At 71.9% G+C, this 19,594-nt stretch carries 13 protein-coding genes and 1 tRNA gene; 8 read left to right on the top strand and 6 right to left on the bottom strand.

Annotated elements, in window-relative coordinates; translation table 11 throughout:
* Positions 1 to 4: 4 nt before the first annotated feature.
* Both mnmA and ACYQ1L_RS07730 read right to left on the bottom strand, forming a co-directional pair.
* A complete protein-coding gene (gene mnmA / locus ACYQ1L_RS07735; RefSeq protein ID WP_460003634.1) occupies positions 5 to 1,102 on the bottom strand; it encodes a tRNA 2-thiouridine(34) synthase MnmA in 1,098 nt (365 codons plus the stop codon).
* A 91-nt stretch (positions 1,103 to 1,193) separates the two neighbouring features.
* Positions 1,194 to 2,375, bottom strand: a complete 1,182-nt coding sequence (locus tag ACYQ1L_RS07730) for a cysteine desulfurase family protein (RefSeq protein WP_460003633.1) — start codon at positions 2,373 to 2,375, stop codon at positions 1,194 to 1,196.
* A gap of 143 nt (positions 2,376 to 2,518) precedes the next feature.
* On the opposite strand from ACYQ1L_RS07730, the gene glgX reads away from it, so the two are divergent.
* The 5 genes from glgX to ACYQ1L_RS07705 are packed head-to-tail and all read left to right on the top strand — an operon-like array spanning position 2,519 to position 10,640.
* Entirely contained in the window at positions 2,519 to 4,618 is a 2,100-nt protein-coding gene (gene glgX, locus ACYQ1L_RS07725; RefSeq protein ID WP_460003632.1) for a glycogen debranching protein GlgX, read from the top strand.
* 44 nt (positions 4,619 to 4,662) lie between these two features.
* Entirely contained in the window at positions 4,663 to 6,744 is a 2,082-nt protein-coding gene (locus ACYQ1L_RS07720; protein ID WP_460003631.1) for an alpha-1,4-glucan--maltose-1-phosphate maltosyltransferase, read from the top strand.
* On the top strand, positions 6,741 to 8,939 hold the full coding sequence (gene glgB, locus ACYQ1L_RS07715) for a 1,4-alpha-glucan branching protein GlgB (RefSeq protein WP_460003630.1): 2,199 nt from the start codon (positions 6,741 to 6,743) through the stop codon (positions 8,937 to 8,939). Before ACYQ1L_RS07720 ends, glgB begins: the two co-directional genes overlap by 4 nt.
* A gap of 58 nt (positions 8,940 to 8,997) precedes the next feature.
* Positions 8,998 to 9,558: an RNA polymerase sigma factor gene (locus ACYQ1L_RS07710; RefSeq protein WP_460003629.1), complete on the top strand. Its 561-nt coding sequence runs from the start codon at positions 8,998 to 9,000 to the stop codon at positions 9,556 to 9,558.
* Complete coding sequence (locus tag ACYQ1L_RS07705; RefSeq protein WP_460003628.1) at positions 9,555 to 10,640, top strand: DUF4349 domain-containing protein; 1,086 nt, start codon at positions 9,555 to 9,557, stop codon at positions 10,638 to 10,640. The genes ACYQ1L_RS07710 and ACYQ1L_RS07705 overlap by 4 nt, the downstream gene beginning before the upstream one ends.
* 72 nt (positions 10,641 to 10,712) lie before the next feature.
* Here ACYQ1L_RS07705 and ACYQ1L_RS07700 read toward each other — a convergent pair.
* Positions 10,713 to 10,785, bottom strand: a tRNA-Glu gene (locus tag ACYQ1L_RS07700).
* 128 nt (positions 10,786 to 10,913) lie between these two features.
* Here ACYQ1L_RS07700 and ACYQ1L_RS07695 point away from each other — a divergent pair.
* Positions 10,914 to 11,555 (top strand): MBL fold metallo-hydrolase, encoded by a 642-nt coding sequence (locus ACYQ1L_RS07695; protein ID WP_460003627.1) that lies wholly within the window; start codon positions 10,914 to 10,916, stop codon positions 11,553 to 11,555.
* Positions 11,556 to 11,567: 12 nt separating this feature from the next.
* Here the strand turns inward: ACYQ1L_RS07695 and ACYQ1L_RS07690 are convergent, their stop codons facing one another.
* Together ACYQ1L_RS07690 and pepN are read right to left on the bottom strand one after the other, a co-directional pair.
* Positions 11,568 to 12,740 carry a cation:proton antiporter gene (locus ACYQ1L_RS07690; RefSeq protein WP_460003626.1) on the bottom strand — a complete coding sequence of 391 codons (1,173 nt, stop codon included), beginning with the start codon at positions 12,738 to 12,740 and terminating at the stop codon, positions 11,568 to 11,570.
* Between the two features lie 109 nt (positions 12,741 to 12,849).
* Positions 12,850 to 15,342 (bottom strand): aminopeptidase N, encoded by a 2,493-nt coding sequence (pepN, locus tag ACYQ1L_RS07685; RefSeq protein ID WP_460003625.1) that lies wholly within the window; start codon positions 15,340 to 15,342, stop codon positions 12,850 to 12,852.
* A 55-nt stretch (positions 15,343 to 15,397) separates the two neighbouring features.
* Between pepN and ACYQ1L_RS07680 the strand changes: the two genes are divergently transcribed.
* Complete coding sequence (locus ACYQ1L_RS07680; RefSeq protein WP_460003624.1) at positions 15,398 to 15,895, top strand: YbaK/EbsC family protein; 498 nt, start codon at positions 15,398 to 15,400, stop codon at positions 15,893 to 15,895.
* Positions 15,896 to 15,967: 72 nt separating this feature from the next.
* Positions 15,968 to 17,119: an acyltransferase family protein gene (locus tag ACYQ1L_RS07675; RefSeq protein ID WP_460003623.1), complete on the top strand. Its 1,152-nt coding sequence runs from the start codon at positions 15,968 to 15,970 to the stop codon at positions 17,117 to 17,119.
* Between the two features lie 33 nt (positions 17,120 to 17,152).
* On the opposite strand, the gene ACYQ1L_RS07670 is transcribed toward ACYQ1L_RS07675, so the two are convergent.
* Complete coding sequence (locus ACYQ1L_RS07670; RefSeq protein ID WP_460003622.1) at positions 17,153 to 19,594, bottom strand: HAD-IC family P-type ATPase; 2,442 nt, start codon at positions 19,592 to 19,594, stop codon at positions 17,153 to 17,155.

Below are 19,594 nucleotides of genomic sequence, written 5' to 3'. Positions count from 1 at the left end.
GACATCACACGCCGGCAGGCACCGCCGACACGGTGCGATCGATCGTGAACTGGCCGAGCACGCGCGTGCCGACGTAGAGCACGGCGCTCTGCCCGGGCGCGACGCCGTCAAGCGGCTGGTCCGGGACCACGCGGACGCCCTCGTCCGAGACGTGCGCTCGTGCGGGGACCGGATCCGCATGCGCTCGGATCTGCACCTCGCACGCGAACTCGGACTGCGTCGGCGCGGCGCCCGCCCAGGAGCGCCGCTCCCCCGAGAGCTCGGCGATGGCGAGCGCCTCCTTGGGGCCGACCACGACGGTGTTGGAGACCGGGCGCACCTCGAGCACGAAACGGGGCTTGCCGTCGGGCGCGGGCACGCCGAGGCGCAGCCCGCGGCGCTGACCCACGGTGAACGCGTGCGCGCCGTCATGCGTGCCGACGACAGTGCCCTCGCGGTCCACGATCCGCCCCTGTTCCGCGCCCACCTTCTCGGCCAGCCAGCCGCGGGTGTCGCCGTCCGGGATGAAGCAGATGTCGTGACTGTCCGGCTTCTGCGCCACGCTCAGCCCGCGCTCCGCGGCCTCCGCCCGCACGAGCGCCTTGGAGGGCGTGGATCCGAGCGGGAAGTACGTGTGCGCGAGCTGCTCGGCGGTGAGCACGCCGAGCACGTAGGACTGGTCCTTGGCCGCGTCCGAGGCGCGGTGCAGCTCCAGCCCGTCCGTCCCCTCGAGGAGGGTGGCGTAGTGACCGGTGCAGACGGCGTCGAACCCCAGCTCGAGGGCGCGCTCCAGGAGTGCCGCGAACTTGATCTTCTCGTTGCAGCGCAGGCACGGGTTCGGGGTGCGGCCCGCCCGGTACTCCGACACGAAGTCCTCGATCACGTCCTCGCGGAACCGCTCCGAGAAGTCCCACACGTAGAACGGGATCCCGAGCAGATCCGCTGCGCGCCGCGCGTCCATCGCGTCCTCGATGGTGCAGCAGCCCCGGCTGCCGGTGCGCAGCGTGCCGCCGGCGCGGGACAAGGCGAGATGCACGCCCACCACGTCGTGGCCCGCCTCCACGGCGCGCGCAGCGGCGACCGCGGAGTCCACTCCCCCGCTCATCGCCGCCAGAACACGCATGGATCCAGTCTAGGAGCGGACGGCTGAGCGGGCGCCGCGAGAGGACCGCCGGATCCGGCGATAGAGGACCGCCGGAGCCGGCGAGGCCGCGCTAAAGGCCCCGGCGGGCGGATCCGGAGGCCCGGTCGTAGGCGTCGCCGATCACGGCGAGCACCGCGTCGACGTCGGCCTCTCCCGAGGTGCGCCCGAGCGTGAAGCGGATCACGCTGCGTGCCTCGGCCTCGCTGCGGCCGAGCGCCTGGACGACGTGCGACGGCTCGGCGACGCCGGCCTGGCAGGCGGAGCCCGCCGAGGCCGAGATCCCCACCGCGTCGAGCAGGAAGAGCAGGCTCTCGCTCGGCGCCCCGGGGAACAGCAGGTGGGCGTTGCCCGGCAGGCGCCCCTCCGGCGCCGGGTCGCCGAGCAGCCGCGCCGCGGGAACGCGCGCGAGGACGCCCGCCACGAGCCGGTCGCGCAGCGCGCGCAGGCGGGCGGCCTCCGCGTCGCGCTCGGATGCGGCGAGCTCCGCGGCGCGCGCGAACGCGGCCGCGCCCGCCGCGTCCTGAGTGCCCGAGCGCAGGCCCCGTTGCTGCGCTCCGCCGTGCAGCAGCGGCGACAGGCGCGCGGACCGGGCGACCACGAGCGCGCCCGTGCCCACCGGCGCGCCGATCTTGTGCCCCGCCACGCTGAGCGCCACCAGTCCGACCCCCGCTGCGGCATCGCCCCGCCACGCCCGGAACGACACCGGAACGTGCCCCAGGGCCGCCACGGCGTCAAGGTGCAGCGGCACGGCGGCCTCCGCGGCCGCGCGGGCGAGGCCCGCCGCGTCGTTGACGGTGCCCACCTCGTTGTTCGCGACGAGCGCCGTGGCCAGGGCGGCACCCGGCGCGGCGACCGCCTCGGCGAAACCGCCGACGGGGATGCGGCCCACCGCATCGAGCCGGACCGGGCGCACGCGCGCGCCGTCCGCAGCGAGCGCTGCGACGGTGTCGAGGGACGCGTGGTGCTCGCCGTCCGGCAGGACGACCGTGTCGGCCGCCGCCTGCCGAGAGCGCCACAGGCCCTGCACCGCGAGGTTCACCGACTCCGTGCCGCCCGAGGTCAGCACCACCTCGATGGGATCGCAGTCGAGCATCTCCGCGAGCCGCTCCCGGGACTCCTCCAGGATCCGACGCGCCTGCTGGCCGGCACCGTGCGTGGACGACGCGTTCCCGGTCGTCTGCGCGACCCGGAGCCACTCGTCCGCGGCCTCGGGGCGCAGGTCGGTGGTGGCGGCGTGGTCCAGATAATGCACTCCTCCACTCTCGCACCTCGGGGACCGATCGGATCCCGCGGCGCCCTTCGCGGAACCCGGTGGCGGCGCCCGCGGGACCCGGTGGCACGGATCGCGGGACCGGGTGGCATCCGGCACCCCTCGAGCCGCGTATCCTGTCCGTCATGTGTCCGCATGCGATAGAGGACAAGGCGCCGGTACCCGACGGCGACAGCTGCTCCCTCTGCAGCCCTTCCCTGGACGATCTCGGCGTCCGCCTCCACGACGGGGTCGCGACCCTGCGGGTGTGGTCTCAGAACGCGTCGTCCATCGAGCTCGTGATCTTCGATGAGACCGACCTGGACTGGGAGACCGCCCAGCTCGCGCTCGAGCGCCGCCCCGACGGCGTCTGGGAGATCACGACCGAGCTCCTGCGGCCCGGCACCCGATATGCCCTGCGCGTGGACGGCCCGCATGGGCCCGGCAACACGTTCAACTCCGAGACCCTTCTCCTCGATCCCTATGCGCGCGGGCTCGCGCAGGGTGACGGCTACGAGGAGTGGCGCTCGGTGGTGATCGAGGACGGCTTCGACTGGGGCGAGGTCACCAAGCCGCAGACCCCGATGGATCGCACGGTGATCTACGAAGGGCACGTCAAGGGCCTCACCAAGCGCCACCCCGGTGTTCCGCCGGCTCTGCACGGCACCTACGCCGGGCTGGCGCACCCGGCGATGATCGAGTACTACCGCGAGCTCGGCATCACCGCCGTCGAGCTGCTGCCGGTGCATGCGTTCGCCTCGGAGCCGCGACTGCTCGACCGCGGCCTGACGAACTACTGGGGCTACAACACCCTGAACTTCTTCACGCCGCATGCGGCGTACGCGACCGAGGAGGCCCGCAAGGCCGGGCCGGAGGCGGTGCTCCGCGAGTTCAAGGGCATGGTGAAGCTGCTGCACCTGGCCGGCATCGAAGTGATCCTCGACGTCGTGTACAACCACACGAGCGAAGAGGGCATCGGCGGCCCCCGCAGCAGCCTGCGCGGGATCGACAACGCGCTCTACTACCGCCAGCTCGAAGACGGCAGCTACGTCGACACGACCGGGTGCGGCAACACCCTGAACACGGCGACCCCGGCCGCCGCGCGCCTCGTCCTGGATTCGCTGCGCTACTGGGCGACCGAGATGCAGATCGACGGCTTCCGCTTCGACCTGGCGACCGCGCTCGGCCGCGACGAATCGAACACCTACACGCCGGAGCATCCGCTGCTGCAGGCGATCAGGACGGATCCGGCGCTCGCCGACGCCAAGATCATCGCGGAGCCCTGGGACGTGGGCATGGGCGGATGGCAGACGGGCAACTTCCCGGCCGGGTGGAGCGAGTGGAACGACCGCTACCGCGACCGCGTCCGCAACTTCTGGCTCAGCGACATCGACTACGCCCGCCGCGCCTCGGCGCCGACCGGCATCGGCGGGTTCGCCAACCGTCTCGCCGGATCGGCGAACACGTTCAGCGACGAGCGGGGCCCCCTCGCGAGCATCAACTTCGTCACCGCGCACGACGGCTTCACGCTGCACGACCTCGTCGCCTACGACGTCAAGCACAACGAGGCCAACGGCGAGGACAACCGCGACGGCGCGGACATGAACCGCTCGTTCAACCACGGTGCCGAAGGCCCCACCGCCGATCCCGGCATCCTCGCCGCCCGGCGCAAGGCCATGCGCAATCTGCTCGGCACGCTGCTGTTCTCCGCCGGAGTGCCCATGCTGACAGCCGGCGACGAGTTCGGGCGCACGCAGCGCGGCAACAACAACGCCTACTGCCAGGACTCCGCGATCAGCTGGCTCAACTGGGACCACGAGCCCTGGCAGAAGGATCTCCTCGCGCACACCGCCCGGCTCACCCGGCTGCGGGACGAGAACCCCGCCCTGCGTCCGCTCCTGTACGCGCGGCTGGGCGAGCACATTCCCAACGCGTCCGTCATGGACTGGTTCGATCAGGACGGCCAGACGATGGAGGTCGAGCAGTGGAACGACCCGCGCAACCGCACCCTGCAGTACGCGGCCGCGTCCACGCCCGACAAGGAGGCCTTCAACCGCATCCTGCTGATCGTGCACGGCACCGAGGCGCCGATCGATGTGCGCCTGCCCGTGATCGAGGGCGTGACGCGCTACATCGCGCTCTGGTCGAGCGCCGATGAGCGCCCGTCGCCGGTCGAGACGGTGCACAAGCCGGGCGATGTGATCGCGCTTCCCGGCACGTCGATGCGGCTCTTCCGCGCGGAGTGACACACGGCTACCTCCCGTCGGCTCCGGCGCGGTAGGTTCAGGGTGTGTCCGAACGAACCGCCACACAGCCCTCGCCCGATGCTCTCCGCAGCACGGCTCAGATCCCGGTGCGAGCGCTGCCGGACATCGACGCCGCGGATGCACAGACCACGCGGATCCCGCTGCTGGATCCGTCTCCCGCGGCCCCCGGAGGGTTCCATCCGAAGGCGTTCGCGGGCGAGGTGATCCCGTTCCGGGTCGTCGCGTTCCGCGAGGGGCACGACATCATCGGCGTGCACCTGCGCCTGCGCACGCCGAACCACCAGGAGAGCCTGCATCGCCTCACGCCGCTGCAGGACGGCACCGACCGCTGGCAGGTGGACATCGCCCTCGACGAGGAGCACGCCTGGACCTTCCGCTTCGAGGCGTTCGCCGACGAGTTCGCCACCTGGGCGCACGCCGCGGAGCTGAAGATCGCCGCCGGCGTCGACGTCGAGGTGATGCGCGCGCTCGGGGCGCAGCTGCTCGCACGCGCGGCCGCGGACAAGACCCGCCCCAAGCCCGAGCGCAAGCACCTCACCGCGGTCGCGGAGTCGCTGGCCTCCCCCGACGGCACCGCCGATGAGGCCCTCGCCGTCGCGACGGATCCCGAGCTCGCCGCACTGTTCGCGGTCCGCCCGCTCACCGCGCTCGACTCCGCGACCGCGTGGCAGACGATCGTCGTGGAGCGCACGATCGCGGGTGCCGCCGCCTGGTACGAGTTCTTCCCTCGCTCCGAGGGGGCCGTGCAGAACCCGGACGGCACGATCACGAGCGGCTCGTTCAAGACGGCTGAGAAGCGCCTGCCCGCGGTCGCCGCGATGGGCTTCGACGTGCTGTACCTGCCTCCGATCCACCCGATCGGCCGCCTCAACCGCAAGGGCCGGAACAACACGCTGGTCGCCGGCCCCGGCGACCCCGGCTCCCCGTGGGCCATCGGCGCCGCCGAGGGCGGTCACGACACCGTGCATCCCGATCTCGGCACCCTGGCCGACTTCCGCCGGTTCGTGAAGAAGGCGAACGCCCTGAACATCGAGATCGCGCTCGATCTGGCCCTGCAGGCCGCGCCCGACCACCCGTGGGTCGAGGCGCACCCCGAGTGGTTCACGGAGCTGCCCGACGGCTCGATCGCGTACGCGGAGAACCCGCCGAAGAAGTATCAGGACATCTATCCGCTGAACTTCGACCGGGATCCGGTGGGGCTGTACACCGAGGTGCTGCGCATCGTCGAGCACTGGATCGCGCAGGGGGTGCGGATCTTCCGCGTCGACAACCCGCACACCAAGCCGCTGCGGTTCTGGGAATGGCTGATCCGCACCGTCAACACCAAGCACCCCGACGTCGTCTTCCTCGCCGAGGCGTTCACCCGCCCTGCCCCCATGCGGGGACTCGCGGCGGTCGGCTTCCAGCAGAGCTACAGCTACTTCACCTGGCGCAACACCAGGGCCGAGCTGGAGGAGTTCCTGCTCTCCGTCTCGCAGGAGACCGCGGACTACATGCGGCCGAACCTGTTCGTGAACACGCCGGACATCCTCACCGAGTACCTGCAGTTCGGCGGACGCGCGGCGTACAAGATCCGCGCCGCGATCGCCGCCACCGGCGCCCCCCTCTACGGCGTCTACGCCGGCTACGAGCTCATCGAGAACGTGGCCCGCCCGGGCTCCGAGGAGAACATCGACAACGAGAAGTACGAGTACAAGGTGCGCGACTGGGCCAAGGCCGAGGCGGAGGGGCGCTCGCTCGCCCCTTACCTCACCCGCCTCAACGAGATCCGCCGCGCGCATCCCGCGCTGCGCCAGCTGCGCAACCTGCGCGTGCACTGGAGCGACGACGACGCGATCCTGGTGTTCTCGAAGCACCTCGACGCGACCTTCACCGGCACGGGCGCCGACGACACGATCATCGTCATCGCTAACGTGGACCCGCACTCCGTGCGGCAGACCACCGTGCATCTCGACACCCGCGCCTGGGGCGTCGAGCCGGGGACGACGTACGAGGTCGAAGACCTCGTCACCGGATCCGTCTGGACCTGGACGGATCACAATTTCGTGCGCCTGGACGCCTTCACGGAACCGGTGCACATCCTCCATGTGAAGGGGCAGCCATGATCACCACGACGATCGATGCGGCTGTGCTCGGGGCGGTCGCCTCGGGCTCGCACCACGACCCGCACTCCGTGCTCGGCGCGCATCCGCAGCAGGGCGCGGACGGCAGACGGGTCACCGTCGTGCGTGCGCTGCGACCGCTCGCGAAGAGCGTCTCGGTACTGATCGACGGCGGCGCCGAAGTGCCCCTCAGCCATCTCGCGGACGGCATCTGGGAAGGCGAGGTGAGCGGCCCCGCCGGCGCGTACCGGATCAAGGCCACCTACGCGGACGCCCCGGACTGGATCTCCGGCGATCCGTATCGGCACGCCCCCACGATCGGCGAGCTCGACCTGCACCTGATCCGCGAGGGCCGGCACGAGCGGCTGTGGGAGGCGCTCGGCGCGCACCCCCGTGCGATCGACGGCGAGCAGGGCACGGCGTTCGCCGTGTGGGCCCCGCACGCGCAGGCGGTGCGCATCGTCGGCGATTTCAACGCCTGGGACGGCCGGCTCGACGCGATGCGCTCGATGGGCTCGAGCGGCGTGTGGGAGCTGTTCCTGCCGGGCGTGGGCGTCGGCGCGCAGTACAAGTACGAGATCCTGACCCGCGGCGGGCACTGGATCCTCAAGGCCGATCCGATGGCGCAGCTCGCCGAGACTCCCCCGGCGACGGCGTCGATCGTGACCGAGTCGGGATACACGTGGGGGGACGGCGCGTGGATGACCCGCCGTGCGGCCACGCACGCGGTCGCGCAGCCGATGAGCGTCTACGAGGTGCACCTCGGCTCGTGGCGCCCCGGACTCGGCTATCGCGAGATCGCCGACCAGCTGATCGGCCACGTCACCGAGATCGGCTTCACGCACGTGGAGCTCATGCCGGTCGCCGAGCACCCGTTCGCGCCGTCCTGGGGCTACCAGGTCTCCGGCTACTACGCGCCCACGCACCGCTTCGGCGAGCCGGACGACCTGCGCTACCTGATCGACCGGCTGCACCAGGCCGGCATCGGCGTGATCATCGACTGGGTGCCCGGGCATTTCCCCCGCGACTCCTTCGCACTCGCGAAGTTCGACGGGGAGGCGGTCTACGAGCACCCGGATCCGCGCCGCGGCGAGCACAAGGACTGGGGCACCCTGATCTTCGACTACGGCCGCAACGAGGTGCGCAACTTCCTCGTCGCGAACGCGCTGTACTGGCTGGACGAGTTCCACGCCGACGGCCTGCGCGTCGACGCGGTCGCCTCGATGCTGTACCTCGACTACTCGCGCAACGAGGGCGAGTGGGAGCCGAACATCCACGGCGGACGGGAGAACCTCGAGGCCATCCGGTTCCTGCAGGAGGTCAACGCCACGGCCTACCGCAGGCACCCCGGCATCGTCATGGTCGCCGAGGAGTCGACGAGCTTCCCCGGCGTCACCGCACCCACGGACCACGGCGGCCTCGGGTTCGGGTTCAAGTGGAACATGGGCTGGATGAACGACTCGCTCGTCTACATCGAGCGCGACCCGCTGTACCGCTCGCACCATCAGGGCGAGATGACGTTCTCGTTCGTCTACGCCTTCGGCGAGAACTACATCCTGCCGATCAGCCACGACGAGGTCGTGCACGGCAAGGGCAGCCTGATCTCGAAGATGCCGGGCGATCACACCGCGAAGCTCGCGAACGTGCGCGCCTACCTCGGCTACATGTGGGGGCATCCCGGCAAGAACCTGCTGTTCATGGGCCAGGAGTTCGGCCAGTTCTCCGAGTGGTCGGTCGATCGCGGCCTGGACTGGTGGCTGCTCGATCAGCCCTCGCACCAGCAGCTGCAGGGCTTCGTCGGCGCGATGAACCGCGTCTACCGGGCCAACGCCCCCCTGTGGGAGCGCGACCACGACGCGTCGTCGTTCACCCGGATCGGCGCGCCGGAATGGGATCCGAACATCGTCGCCTTCGTGCGCCGCGACGCCCACGGCGGGCACCTCGCGGTGATCAGCAACTTCTCCGGCGCGACCCGCCACGGCATGCCGCTGGACCTACCGCTCGCGGGCGGCTGGACCGAGGTGCTGAACACCGACGCGAGCGAGTTCGGCGGCCACGGCGAGGGCAACCTCGGCCTGGTGTACGCGTCCGAGGTCGAGAACGGCTCGCCCCGGGCCACGCTCACCGTGCCGGCGCTCTCGACGATCTGGCTGCGGCACCAGAAGGATCCGCACGTCCCGATCGTCAGCAAGGGCTGAGTGAGACGAAACCGCCGCCCCCGACACTGCTAGGTGAGAGACACCGAACGGAGCCGGCATGGCACTCGACGCACACGACAGGACGCTCGTCGCGCGGGCGGCGGCGGGAAGCGAGTCCGCCTTCCGCACGCTGTACCGCGCGCATGTCCGACCCGTCTACTGGATCGCCTACGGGATCCTCGGCGACGCCGGCGATGCGGAGGATGTGACCCAGGAGACGTTCGTCGTGGCGTGGCGGAAGCTGCCCGCGTTGGAACTGGTGGGCGAGTCCCTGCTGCCCTGGCTGGCGACCGTCTGCCGGTTCCAGGCGGCCAACCGTCTGCGCCGCCGGCGGCGCGACGCGGCTCACACCGCCGGGGAGGCCGATGAGCAGATCCCCGCGCTCGTCGACGTGGAGCAGCAGGTCATCGCCGCCGAGCTCGCCGAGCGCATCGTCGAAGAGCTCGGCGGGATGAGCGCGCTCGACCGCGACATCTTCCGGCTGTGCGCGACCGAGGGCTACGACTACCGCGCCGCGGCCGAGGAGCTCGGCGTGGGACACGGCGTCGTCCGCAACCGTCTCTCCCGCGTGCGCACCCGCCTGCGCGGCGCTGTGACCGAAACGGAGCCCGCATCATGACCACCACCCCGATCACGCTGCCGGAGCTGTCCGATGACGCCGTGGACCGCATCGAGGAGGCCGTCTTCGCGCAGATCGCCGAGGAGCGGCAGGCGCTGCAGAACCGCGCCTCCGCCTCCCGTGGGCGTGCGCGGCGACGCGGCTGGCTCACGGCGGGCGGGATCGCCGCAGCCTTCGCCGTCGGCGTGCTCGTCACCCCGTCGATCCTGCATCTGACCGGATCCTCGTCCGGATCGTCCGCGATCTCGGCGCCCTACGACAGCTCCACGGGGGCGAAGGCGCCCTCCAAGGAGCTCGCGCAGAACGGCACGGGGACCGCGGGAGGCGCTGCCTCTTCCACGACGACGCCGCGGGACGTCATCCGCACCGGATCGGCCACCGTGCAGGTGGACGACGTGCGCAAGGCCGTCGATGCGCTCGCCGCGCTCGCGCAGAAGCACGGCGGGTTCGTCGAGAGCGAGCAGATCGGCTCCTCCTCTCCCGCCCCCGCCGCCGCTGACGGGATCGTGGCGCCTCCGGCCGGCGACGGCTGGGTGACGCTGCGCGTGCGCGCCGCGGACCTCCCGGCCGTGATGGACGAGCTGCGCTCCGAGGGCACGGTGCTGGCCACCTCCCTCGCCGCGAACGACGTGACGACCGCCACCACGGACCTGCGCGCGCAGGTCGACTCCCTCACCGCGTCGGTGCAGCGTCTGACCCAGCTGATGTCCCAGGCGAGCAGCGTCGCCGACCTGCTCACCGCGGAGACGGCGCTCACCGAGCGCCAGGGACAGCTGCAGTCGGCGCAGCAGCAGCTGAAGGATCTCGAATCTCAGGTGGCGATGTCCTCGGTGCAGGTCACCCTGGTGCGGCAGGCCCCGGCCGCCGCCGACCCGGCCGGCTTCGGCGACGGTCTGGCCGCCGGCTGGAACGGACTCATCGTCTCGCTGAATGCGCTGGTGATCGCGCTCGGGTTCCTGCTCCCCTGGCTCGCGGTCGCCGCCGTCATCGCCGCGATCGTGTGGGGCGTGCTGCGGATGCGCCGCACGGCCCGGGCCCGTCGGGCGGCGGGATCCGACGCGGACGCCGAGCGTCGCCTCTGAGCGCGGCGTCGGCGTCCCGCTCCGGAAACCACGAAAGCCCTCGGCTAAGCGAGGGCTTTCGTGTGCTGTCTGTGACCCCAGCGGGATTCGAACCCGCGTTACCGCCGTGAGAGGGCGGCGTACTAGGCCGCTATACGATGGGGCCGTCTTTGCGATCCGTTTCCGTCTCGCGACAACCGTTCAAGTATGACATGACGCACAGCGCCCGCCAAATCGAGGCCGCTCCGCCGCGACCGCCGGGAGTGTCGCGCTCCACCGGATTACCCTCGGAGCATGCGCATCACCAAGCATGAGCACGCGGCCCTCCGCGTCGACGACCACGGCCAGACCCTGCTCATCGATCCCGGCAGCTTCACCCTCCCCCTGGACGGCCTGCAGCACCTCGTCGGCGTCGTCATCACCCACGAGCACCCCGACCACTGGACCCCGGAGCACCTCGACCGGATCCTCCGGGACGCGCCGGGAACCCCCGTCTTCGCCCCAGCGGGCGTGGTCCGCGCCGCCGGAGACGGTTACGAGATCACCGAGGTCGCTCCCGGCGACACGGTGACCGCGGGCGAATTCACCCTGCGGTTCTTCGGCGGCGTGCACGCGGAGATCCACTCCTCCATCCCCCGGATCGAGAACGTGGGCGTGCTCGTCGACGACGAGCTGTACTACCCCGGCGACTCGTACGCGGTGCCGGAGGGCGTGGCCGTGGGCACGCTCGCCGCCCCGGCCGGCGCGCCGTGGCTGAAGATCGGCGACGCGATGGACTTCGTGCTCGCGGTGAGACCCCGCCGCGCCTTCGGCACGCACGACATGACGCTGTCCGTGATCGGTGCCAACATGCACCGCGCCCGCTTGAGGTGGGCGACGGAGCAGAACGGCGGAGAGTTCTTCGACCTGAACCCGGGGGACGACCTCGAGGTCTGAGCAGGATCCGCTTCAGGACGACTGATCGGCCGAGGGAGCGGGACTGGACGGCTCCGTCGGCGCCGCGGTCCCCCGCGACACGGCCGCGACGGCGGCGGTCGATGACACGACGGCGACCAGCGCGCCGAGCAGGATCGCCGCGCCCTCGCCCGGCAGGAGCGTCCGCGTCTCCACGCCGAGCGCCACCGCCGCGACCGGCACGCCGAGCTGCCCCGCCGACGCCACCGTCTGCGACCACGGCAGTCCGCCCGCGCGCCCCAGCAGGTGCGCGACGACCGCAGCGGCGCCGAGCGCGAGGCCGAGAAGGATCATCTGCGGGTGCGTCGCGAGCTGGCGCAGGTCGATCGAAGCACCGAGCCACACGAAGAAGAGCGGACCGAAGAAGCCCTCGGTCATCCCGAAGAGCTGTCGCGCCAGGCGGCGCGGCTGCCCGACCGCGGCGAGGACGAGGCCGAGCGTGAATCCCGCCATCATCACGGACACGTGCGTGAACTGCGCGATGCCGGCCAGAGCGAACAGCAGGAGCAGGCTCACCCGCAGTTCGAGCGCGAACTGACGCGACTCCGACACGGCATGCACGAGGTGCAGCCGCCGCGGCCCGATGCGGCGCAGCACGATGACGATCACCAGCCCGGCGACGGCGATCCCGACCCCGCCGATCGCCACGAGCGGGGCGCGCCCCGGCTGGAGCACGAGCGGCAGGGCGAGGATGCAGGCCACGTCGGCGATCGCGATCTGCGCGATCAGCTGCGCCGCCGAGGCGGCGGAGACGCGCAGGGACTGCAGCATGGGCAGCACGAGCGCCGCCGACGACGAGGCGATCAGCACCGCGTACACCGCGCCGTGCCGGTTGCCGAACACCGCCGCGACCGTGATCCCGAGTCCTGCCGCGGCGACGGCGACGAGGAGGGCGCCGAGGGCGCCCCTGCCCACCGAGGCCCGCACGCGTCGGTCCAGGATCGGGATATGGGATCCGATCACGAGCATGATCAGCCCGAACCCGATCTGCGCGAGCAGGGTCAGCGTCGGCCCCGACGCGTCCACCCAGCGGAACCCCGTGGCGCCGATGACGAGGCCTGCCAGCAGCTCCCCCGCGATCAGCGGCACCCGCCACGCCCGCCGCGCGGACAGCAGCGGTCCTGCCAGTCCCACCAGCACGAGGAGCGCGAGCGTCGCGAACGTCATGCGAGAACTCTAGAACGGCGTCCGCCTCCGCACCCTTCGACAGGCTCAGGGACCGGGGTCAGGGCATCGCCGCCTCCGGACCCTTCGACAGGCTCAGGGGCCTCGGCGCTCAGACGAGGGCGCCCTGCGCCTGCCGCACGCGGATCGCCCGCTGCTGGTGATCCCGCTGCTCGAGCACGATCCGGCGCAGCGCCGCCGGGGCGTGCGGATGCGCATCCAGCCACGCGTCCGCCAGCTCCGTGGACTCGGCGTTGGGATACAGGCCGATCACCAGGCGACGCGCGATCTCGATCGAGCGCTCGGCCCAGGCCTGCTCGATGCGGGTGAAGTACTCCGCGTCGAACGCCTCGACGAGGTCACGGCGGGCGCCCGCGCCGAATCCGCGGATCGTCGCGTCCAGGTGGCCGTTGCTGAGCGTGAGGTCGCCCCACGCCGCTCGCCAGTCCGCCGCGCGCACGGCCTCGTTCGGCGTGGACGCGGCCGCCGCGAGGGCGGCCGTGCGGCCGCTCGCGGTGTTGTCGCGCAGCTGCTCCTCCGTGATCTCCTCGGCGCCGGCGTGACCCGTGGTGACGAGCGCGGTGAGCAGCTCCCAGCGCAGATCGGCATCCATCGCGAGCCCCGCGGGGCCCGCACCGATGAGCAGCGTGGACACGTCGAGCCGACGTGCGTCGTCGAAGGAGGCAGCGGCGGCGAACGCGCGCGCCCAGACGAGCTGCGCGTCGCCGGCGGGCTCCGCATCCCCGAGCGCCTGCCACGTGGCGTCGAGCCACGCCCGCCGGGCCTCGGCGCGGTCGGCCTCCGGCAGGTAGTGCCCGATGGCGAAGGCGGCGTTCAGCACCACGCCGCCCAGCAGCGCGCTGTCGCTCTCCCCGGGCGCGTGGGCGACCACGATCGCCAGGTAGCGGGCCACGGCGAGGTCCCCGTCCCGCACGGCGTTCCACAGCGCGGCCCAGACGAGGCCGCGCGCGAGCGCGTCGTCGAGCGAGGAGAGTCCGCGTTCGACGGCGGCGAGGGAGCGGTCGTCGAGGCGCGCCTTGGCGTAGGTGAGGTCGCCGTCGTTGAGGAGCACGAGGTCCGCGTCCGGCAGCGTCACGGCGGTGCGCTCCGCGACGAGGTCGACCGGCACCCGCTCCCGCAGCACGAGCGCGTCCTCGCGAAGGTCGTACACGCCGATCTGCAGCCGGTGCGGCCGCGGGTCGCTCTGCACCACGACCGCCGCGCCGTCGGCATCCCGCTCGATGCGCAGCGTGCTCATCCCGGTCGTCTGCAGCCAGGCCTGCGCCCAGGCGCGCATGTCGCGGCCCGAGGCCTGCTCGAGCTCGACCAGCAGATCCTCGAGCGTGGTGTTGCCGTAGGCGTGGCGTGCGAAGTACCGCCGGGCGCCCTCGAAGAACGCGTCCTCACCGGCGAACGCGACGAGCTGCTTGAGCACGGCGGCGCCCTTGGCGTAGGTGATGCCGTCGAAGTTCAGCTTCGCCGCCTCAAGATCGGTGATGTCGGCGACGATCGGGTGCGTCGTGGGCAGCTGGTCCTGCGTGTACGCCCAGGCCTTGCGGCGGTTGGCGAAGGCGACCCAGGCGTCGCCGAACTCCGTGGCGGCGACGGACGCGTGCGAGCCCATGTAGTCGGCGAAAGATTCCTTCAGCCACAGGTCGTCCCACCACCGCATCGTGACGAGGTCGCCGAACCACATGTGCGCCATCTCGTGCAGGATCGTGTTCGCCCGAGCCTGCCGCTGCGCGCGCGTGGCCGCGCCGCGATACAGGTAGGCCTCGGTGAAGGTGACGAGCCCGGGGTTCTCCATGGCGCCGATGTTGTACTCCGGCACGAAGATCTGGTCGTACTTGCCCCAGGGATACGGGAAGGCGAACGCGTCCGCGAAGAAGTCCAGGCCCTGGCGGGTGATCTCCAGGATCTCGTCCGCGGGAAGGTGCTCCGCCATCGAGGCGCGGCTGAGCACCGAGAGCGGCACCACGAGCCCGTCACGACGCCACTCGGACGACACGCGCACGTACGGACCCGCCGCGATGCAGGTGAGATAGCTGGACAGCGGCAGCGTGGGGGCGAACTCCACGGTCTGCGCGCCGTCGTCGACCCGCGTGGACACGGGCGACTGGTTGGCCAGCACCTCCCATTCCGCCGGTGCGGTCACGACGACCGTCAGCGGCGCCTTCATGTCCGGCTGCTCGAAGCAGGCCATGAACCGGCGGGCGTCGGCCGGCTCGTCGTGGGTGTACAGGTACACGCCGCCGTCCACCGGATCGGCGAAGCGGTGCAGCCCCTCACCCGACCGGCTGTAGGCGCCGGTCGCGCGGATCACCACCGTGTTGTGCGCGGCGAGCCCGCGGAGCCGGATGCGGGCACCGTCCCACTCCACGTCCTGCGACGTGTCGTTGAGCACGACCTCGTGCACCGCCTCGCCGAGGAAGTCGATCCAGGTCTCGGGCGCCGTCGCGTCGAACTCGAGGGTGCTCGACGTGGGGAACCCCGTGGTCGCGGCGTCCACGGCGCCGGTCACGTCGAGCTCGAGGCGGGAACGCAGCAGAGTGACGCTCGCGGATCGCGCGGCCGTCTCGGTGCGAGTGAGGTTGGCGGTGGTCATGGATCCATCGTTCCATGCTCCGCCTGCGACGCGGACGCTGTGCCAGCATGGTCGCATGACTGAGCAGGCCTCCACCGCATCCCTTCCCGAGCGCAGCAGGATCGTGCAGGAGCACGTGCGGGCGGCGGGGCTCGCGTCGCAGGTGCGCGAGCTCCCGGATTCCGCGCGCACCGCGGCGCAGGCCGCCGCCGCACTGGGCTGCGAGGTCGGCGCGATCGGATCCAGCCTGCTCTTCCTCGCCGACGGCGAACCGCTGCTGGTGATGACCAGCGGGCGGCACCGGGTCGACGTCGAGGTGCTGGCCGCAGCGGTCGGGGCCGAGAGCGTCGCGATGGCGCCCGCCGCCACCGTCCGCGAGGTGACCGGGCAGGCGATCGGCGGAGTGGCGCCCGTGGGCCATCCCGCGCCGGTGCGCACGGTGGTGGACGCCGCCCTGCGCGACTACGCCGTCGTCTGGACGGCCGGGGGCACGCCGCACACGGTGATGCCGATGACCTTCGACGAGCTCGTCGCGCTCACCGGCGGCGACGTCATCGAGGTGGCGACTAGCTGATCGCGCTGTCCTCCGCAAGCCCTGAGCCCCGGCTCAGGGGGCGTCCAGACTCCGTGCCTAGCGTGGAAAGGGATGTCACGGAACGGTAACAGGATCAGTTCGCTCGACGGACTCCGCGGCCTCGCCGCGGGGATCGTGCTCATCCACCATGCCTCGCTGATCGCGGAGCCCTGGCTGGATCCGGCCGGCTGGGCGCTGCTCACGCAGTCGCCGCTGAAGCTGCTGCTGGCCGGATCCGAGGCGGTCATGGTCTTCTTCGTGCTCTCCGGTCTCGTCGTCGCGCTGCCGGCGCTGCGGCCGGGATTCTCCTGGGCGCGATACTTCCCGGCGCGGCTGGTGCGGCTCTACGTGCCGGTGATCGCCGCGCTGGCCGCCGCGACGCTCCTGGTGCGCCTGGTGCCGCGCGACGCCTCGACGATGCCCGAGGACTCCTGGATGCAGGACGCCCAGGCGACGCACGTCTCGGCAGCGGACGTGCTCTCGCAGATGACCCTGCTGCGCTCCGACTATCCGATCGACAACGTGCTGTGGTCGCTGCGCTGGGAGCTGTTCTTCTCGCTGCTGCTCCCGGTGTACGTGTGGCTGGCGCTGCGGGTGCGGCGCTTCGCCGTGCCGGTGGCCGTGCTGACCATCGTCCTCATGTTCCTCGGGCGGGCCAGCGGCAACTCCGCGCTGGCCTATCTTCCGGTGTTCCTGCTCGGCACCCTCATCGCGGTGCGCTTCTCCGAGCTGCGCGACTGGGCGGCCCGCCCGCAGGTGCGACGCGCGCTGCCCGGGGTCGCGGTGGTCGCGTGCGTGCTCCTGATCTCGAGCTGGCTCGCACGACCGCTCACCGCCGGCACCGTCGCCGCCGACCTGCTGTGGGCCCTCGCGGCCGCGGGGGCGGCGCTGCTCGTGATCCTCGCGGTGGTCTGGCCGCCCGCCCAGAGCGCCCTGGGCACCCGGCCGATACAGTGGCTGGGCCGCGTGTCGTTCAGCCTCTATCTCGTGCACGCGCCGATCCTGGCCACCCTCTGCTATCTCCTCGGCGCGGAGCAGTGGTGGCTCGCGTGCCTCGTGGGCGTGCCGCTGAGCCTCGCCGTCGCCGCGGCGTTCCACGCGCTGGTGGAGCGACAGTCGCAGGACCTCGCCTGCCGGGCCGGCACCATCGGCGCCGCTCTCGCCGACCGTGCGGCGGTGCGCCGCATCCGCACCGCCCGGCAGCTGGCCCTCGCCCGGCAATGACGGCCACGACGGCGTCGGCTCCAGCGCGGCCGCTCAGTGGGTGGCTGCCGCCTCGCGCCGCGCGCGGCGCCGGGTGACCGCGCCGTACACGGCACGCAGCACGGCCCGGGTCGCGTAGCGCACGCCGATGCCCGCCGCGCCGAAGGCGCACGCAATGAGGACCGCGCGCGGGTCGTGCAGATCGACGTCGAACAGCCGGGACCCGAACGGGGTGAGGATGGCGACGAGCATCCCGCCGACCATGGCGCCGACGAGGGCGATCTTCCACGGCTGGAAGGGGCGGGCGACCGTGATGAGCACGAAGAAGGCCACGATGACGAGCGCCAGGAACGCGGTCGACGCGGTGAGCTTCTCGACCTCGGGTCCCGTCCCGAGCACCGCCCGCGCCGTGAGATACGCCCCGTAGGAGGCGAGCGCGGCGCCGATGCCGCCCGGCACGGCCGCATCCAGCACCCGGCGCACGAAGCCGTCCTGCGCACGGGCCGTGTTCGGCGCGAGCGCGAGGAAGAAGGCGGGGATCCCGATCGTGAACCACGCGATGAGGGTGACGTGCCGGGGAAGGAACGGGAACGGCACCGCCGTGACCGCCACGAGCAGCGCGAGCAGGATCGAGTACAGCGTCTTGGTGAGGAACAGCGTGGCGACCCGCTCGATGTTGCCGATCACCCGGCGCCCCTCGGCGACGACGTGCGGCAGCGTGGCGAACGAGTTGTCCAGCAGCACGATGCGCGACACGGCGCGCGCCGCGGGCGACCCGGACCCCATCGCGACCCCGACGTCGGCGTCCTTGAGGGCGAGCACGTCGTTGACGCCGTCGCCGGTCATCGCGACGACGCGACCGTCGCGCTGCAGCGCATGCACCATCGCGCGCTTCTGCGTCGGCGTCACCCGCCCGAACGCCGTGCGCTCCTGCACCTCGGCGTCGAAATGCGCGGAGTCGGGATCCAGTGCGCGCGCATCCACCGCGTCGCGCCCGTTCGGCACCCCGGCCTCGGACGCGATCGCGCCGACCGCGGCGGCGTTGTCCCCGGAGATGACCTTGATGTCGACGTCCTGCTGCGCGAAGTACGCGATCGCGCCGGGAGCCTCGGCGCGCAGGCGCTGATCGAGGATCACGAGCGCCGCGGCGGTGAGTCCCTCCGGCAGCCCGTCGCCCGGAGCATCCGGTGCCGGCAGCGGGGCATCGGAGCGCGTGAGGGCGAGCACGCGCAGCCCCTCCGCCGCGAGCGCCTCGGAGCGCTCGCGCACCGAGTCTCCGTCCGCGAGCAGCACGTCCGGCGCGCCGAGCACCCAGCTCTGCGCGGACTGCGGACCGATGCCGGGACACTGCACGGCGGCCCACTTGCGCGCAGAGGAGAAGGCGACCGAGGTCTGCACCGCCAGGGCCGGCGCATCGCCCACGTGCTCCAGGATCGCCGCCATGCTCGCGTTGGGCCTGCCCTCGGCCCGCCCGAGCGCAGCGAGCGCGCCCTCGATGCGGTCGTCCGCCTCGCCGAGCCGCTCCACCGCGCCGACCCGCATGCCGTCCTCGGTGAGGGTTCCGGTCTTGTCCGTGCACACCACGTCGACGCGGGCGAGCTGCTCGATCGCCGGCAGATCCTGCACGAGGCAGTTCCGACGGCCGAGGCGGATCACACCCACGGCCATCGCGACGCTCGTCATCAGCACGAGCCCCTCCGGCACCATCGGCACAAGCGCGGCCACGAGACCCCGGACCGCCTTGCGCCAGTCCTCCGAGTGCCCCCAGATCTGGTTGATGATCGTGAGCGCGCCGACCGGGATGAGCGCCCAGGTGACGTACTTCAGGATCTGATCGATCCCCGCGCGCAGCTGCGAGGTCGGCTTGCGGAACTCGGAGGCCTCCTTGGCGAGACGGGCGGCGTAGGCGTGCTCCCCCACCGCCGTCGCACGGAACGCGGCGGATCCCGCCGCCACGAAGCTGCCGGACTTGAGCTCGTAGCCGGCGCCGGCGAGCACCGGCTCGGACTCCCCGGTGAGCAGCGACTCGTCGACCTCGAGGCCCGTGCCATCGAGCACGATGCCGTCCACCGGGATCTGGTCGCCGGCCGCGACGAGCACGACGTCGTCGAGCACGAGCTGCTCCACGTCGATGTCGGAGACGCCCTCGGCGCGCTCGACCCTGGCGGGAGCCTTGCTCAGCAGGGCGAGCCGGTCCAGGGTGCGCTTGGCCCGCACCTCCTGGACCATGCCGACGACGCTGTTCACGACGATGAGCAGGCCGAAGAGCCCGTCGATGAAGTACCCGGTGCCGAGGATCAGCAGGAACATCACGAGGTAGATGCCGTTGACCCGCGTGAAGGCGTTCGCGCGGAAGATCTCGCCGAAGCTGCGGCTCGTGCGGGCCTCGATGACGTTGCCCTCGCCGCGGGCGCGACGCTCGGCGACCTCGGCCGCGGTGAGCGGAGCACGGGCCGTCGCCGCGCGGCCGGTGTGCGAGCCGGTTCCGTCCACCAT

Source organism: Microbacterium xylanilyticum (assembly GCF_054654695.1).
Note: the sequence above shows the minus strand (reverse complement) of the source record. Positions and strands in the feature narration are given on the sequence as shown.

Bases quoted from the DNA above. Each gene is read 5' to 3' on its own strand.
- mnmA (WP_460003634.1), bottom strand. From the start codon at position 1,102: ATGCGTGTTCTGGCGGCGATGAGCGGGGGAGTGGACTCCGCGGTCGCC.
- glgX (WP_460003632.1), top strand. From the start codon at position 2,519: ATGTGTCCGCATGCGATAGAGGACAAGGCGCCGGTACCCGACGGCGAC.
- glgB (WP_460003630.1), top strand. From the start codon at position 6,741: ATGATCACCACGACGATCGATGCGGCTGTGCTCGGGGCGGTCGCCTCG.
- ACYQ1L_RS07710 (WP_460003629.1), top strand. From the start codon at position 8,998: ATGGCACTCGACGCACACGACAGGACGCTCGTCGCGCGGGCGGCGGCG.
- ACYQ1L_RS07705 (WP_460003628.1), top strand. From the start codon at position 9,555: ATGACCACCACCCCGATCACGCTGCCGGAGCTGTCCGATGACGCCGTG.
- ACYQ1L_RS07695 (WP_460003627.1), top strand. From the start codon at position 10,914: ATGCGCATCACCAAGCATGAGCACGCGGCCCTCCGCGTCGACGACCAC.
- ACYQ1L_RS07690 (WP_460003626.1), bottom strand. From the start codon at position 12,740: ATGACGTTCGCGACGCTCGCGCTCCTCGTGCTGGTGGGACTGGCAGGA.
- pepN (WP_460003625.1), bottom strand. From the start codon at position 15,342: ATGACCACCGCCAACCTCACTCGCACCGAGACGGCCGCGCGATCCGCG.
- ACYQ1L_RS07680 (WP_460003624.1), top strand. From the start codon at position 15,398: ATGACTGAGCAGGCCTCCACCGCATCCCTTCCCGAGCGCAGCAGGATC.
- ACYQ1L_RS07675 (WP_460003623.1), top strand. From the start codon at position 15,968: ATGTCACGGAACGGTAACAGGATCAGTTCGCTCGACGGACTCCGCGGC.
- ACYQ1L_RS07670 (WP_460003622.1), bottom strand. From the start codon at position 19,594: ATGGTGGACGGAACCGGCTCGCACACCGGCCGCGCGGCGACGGCCCGT.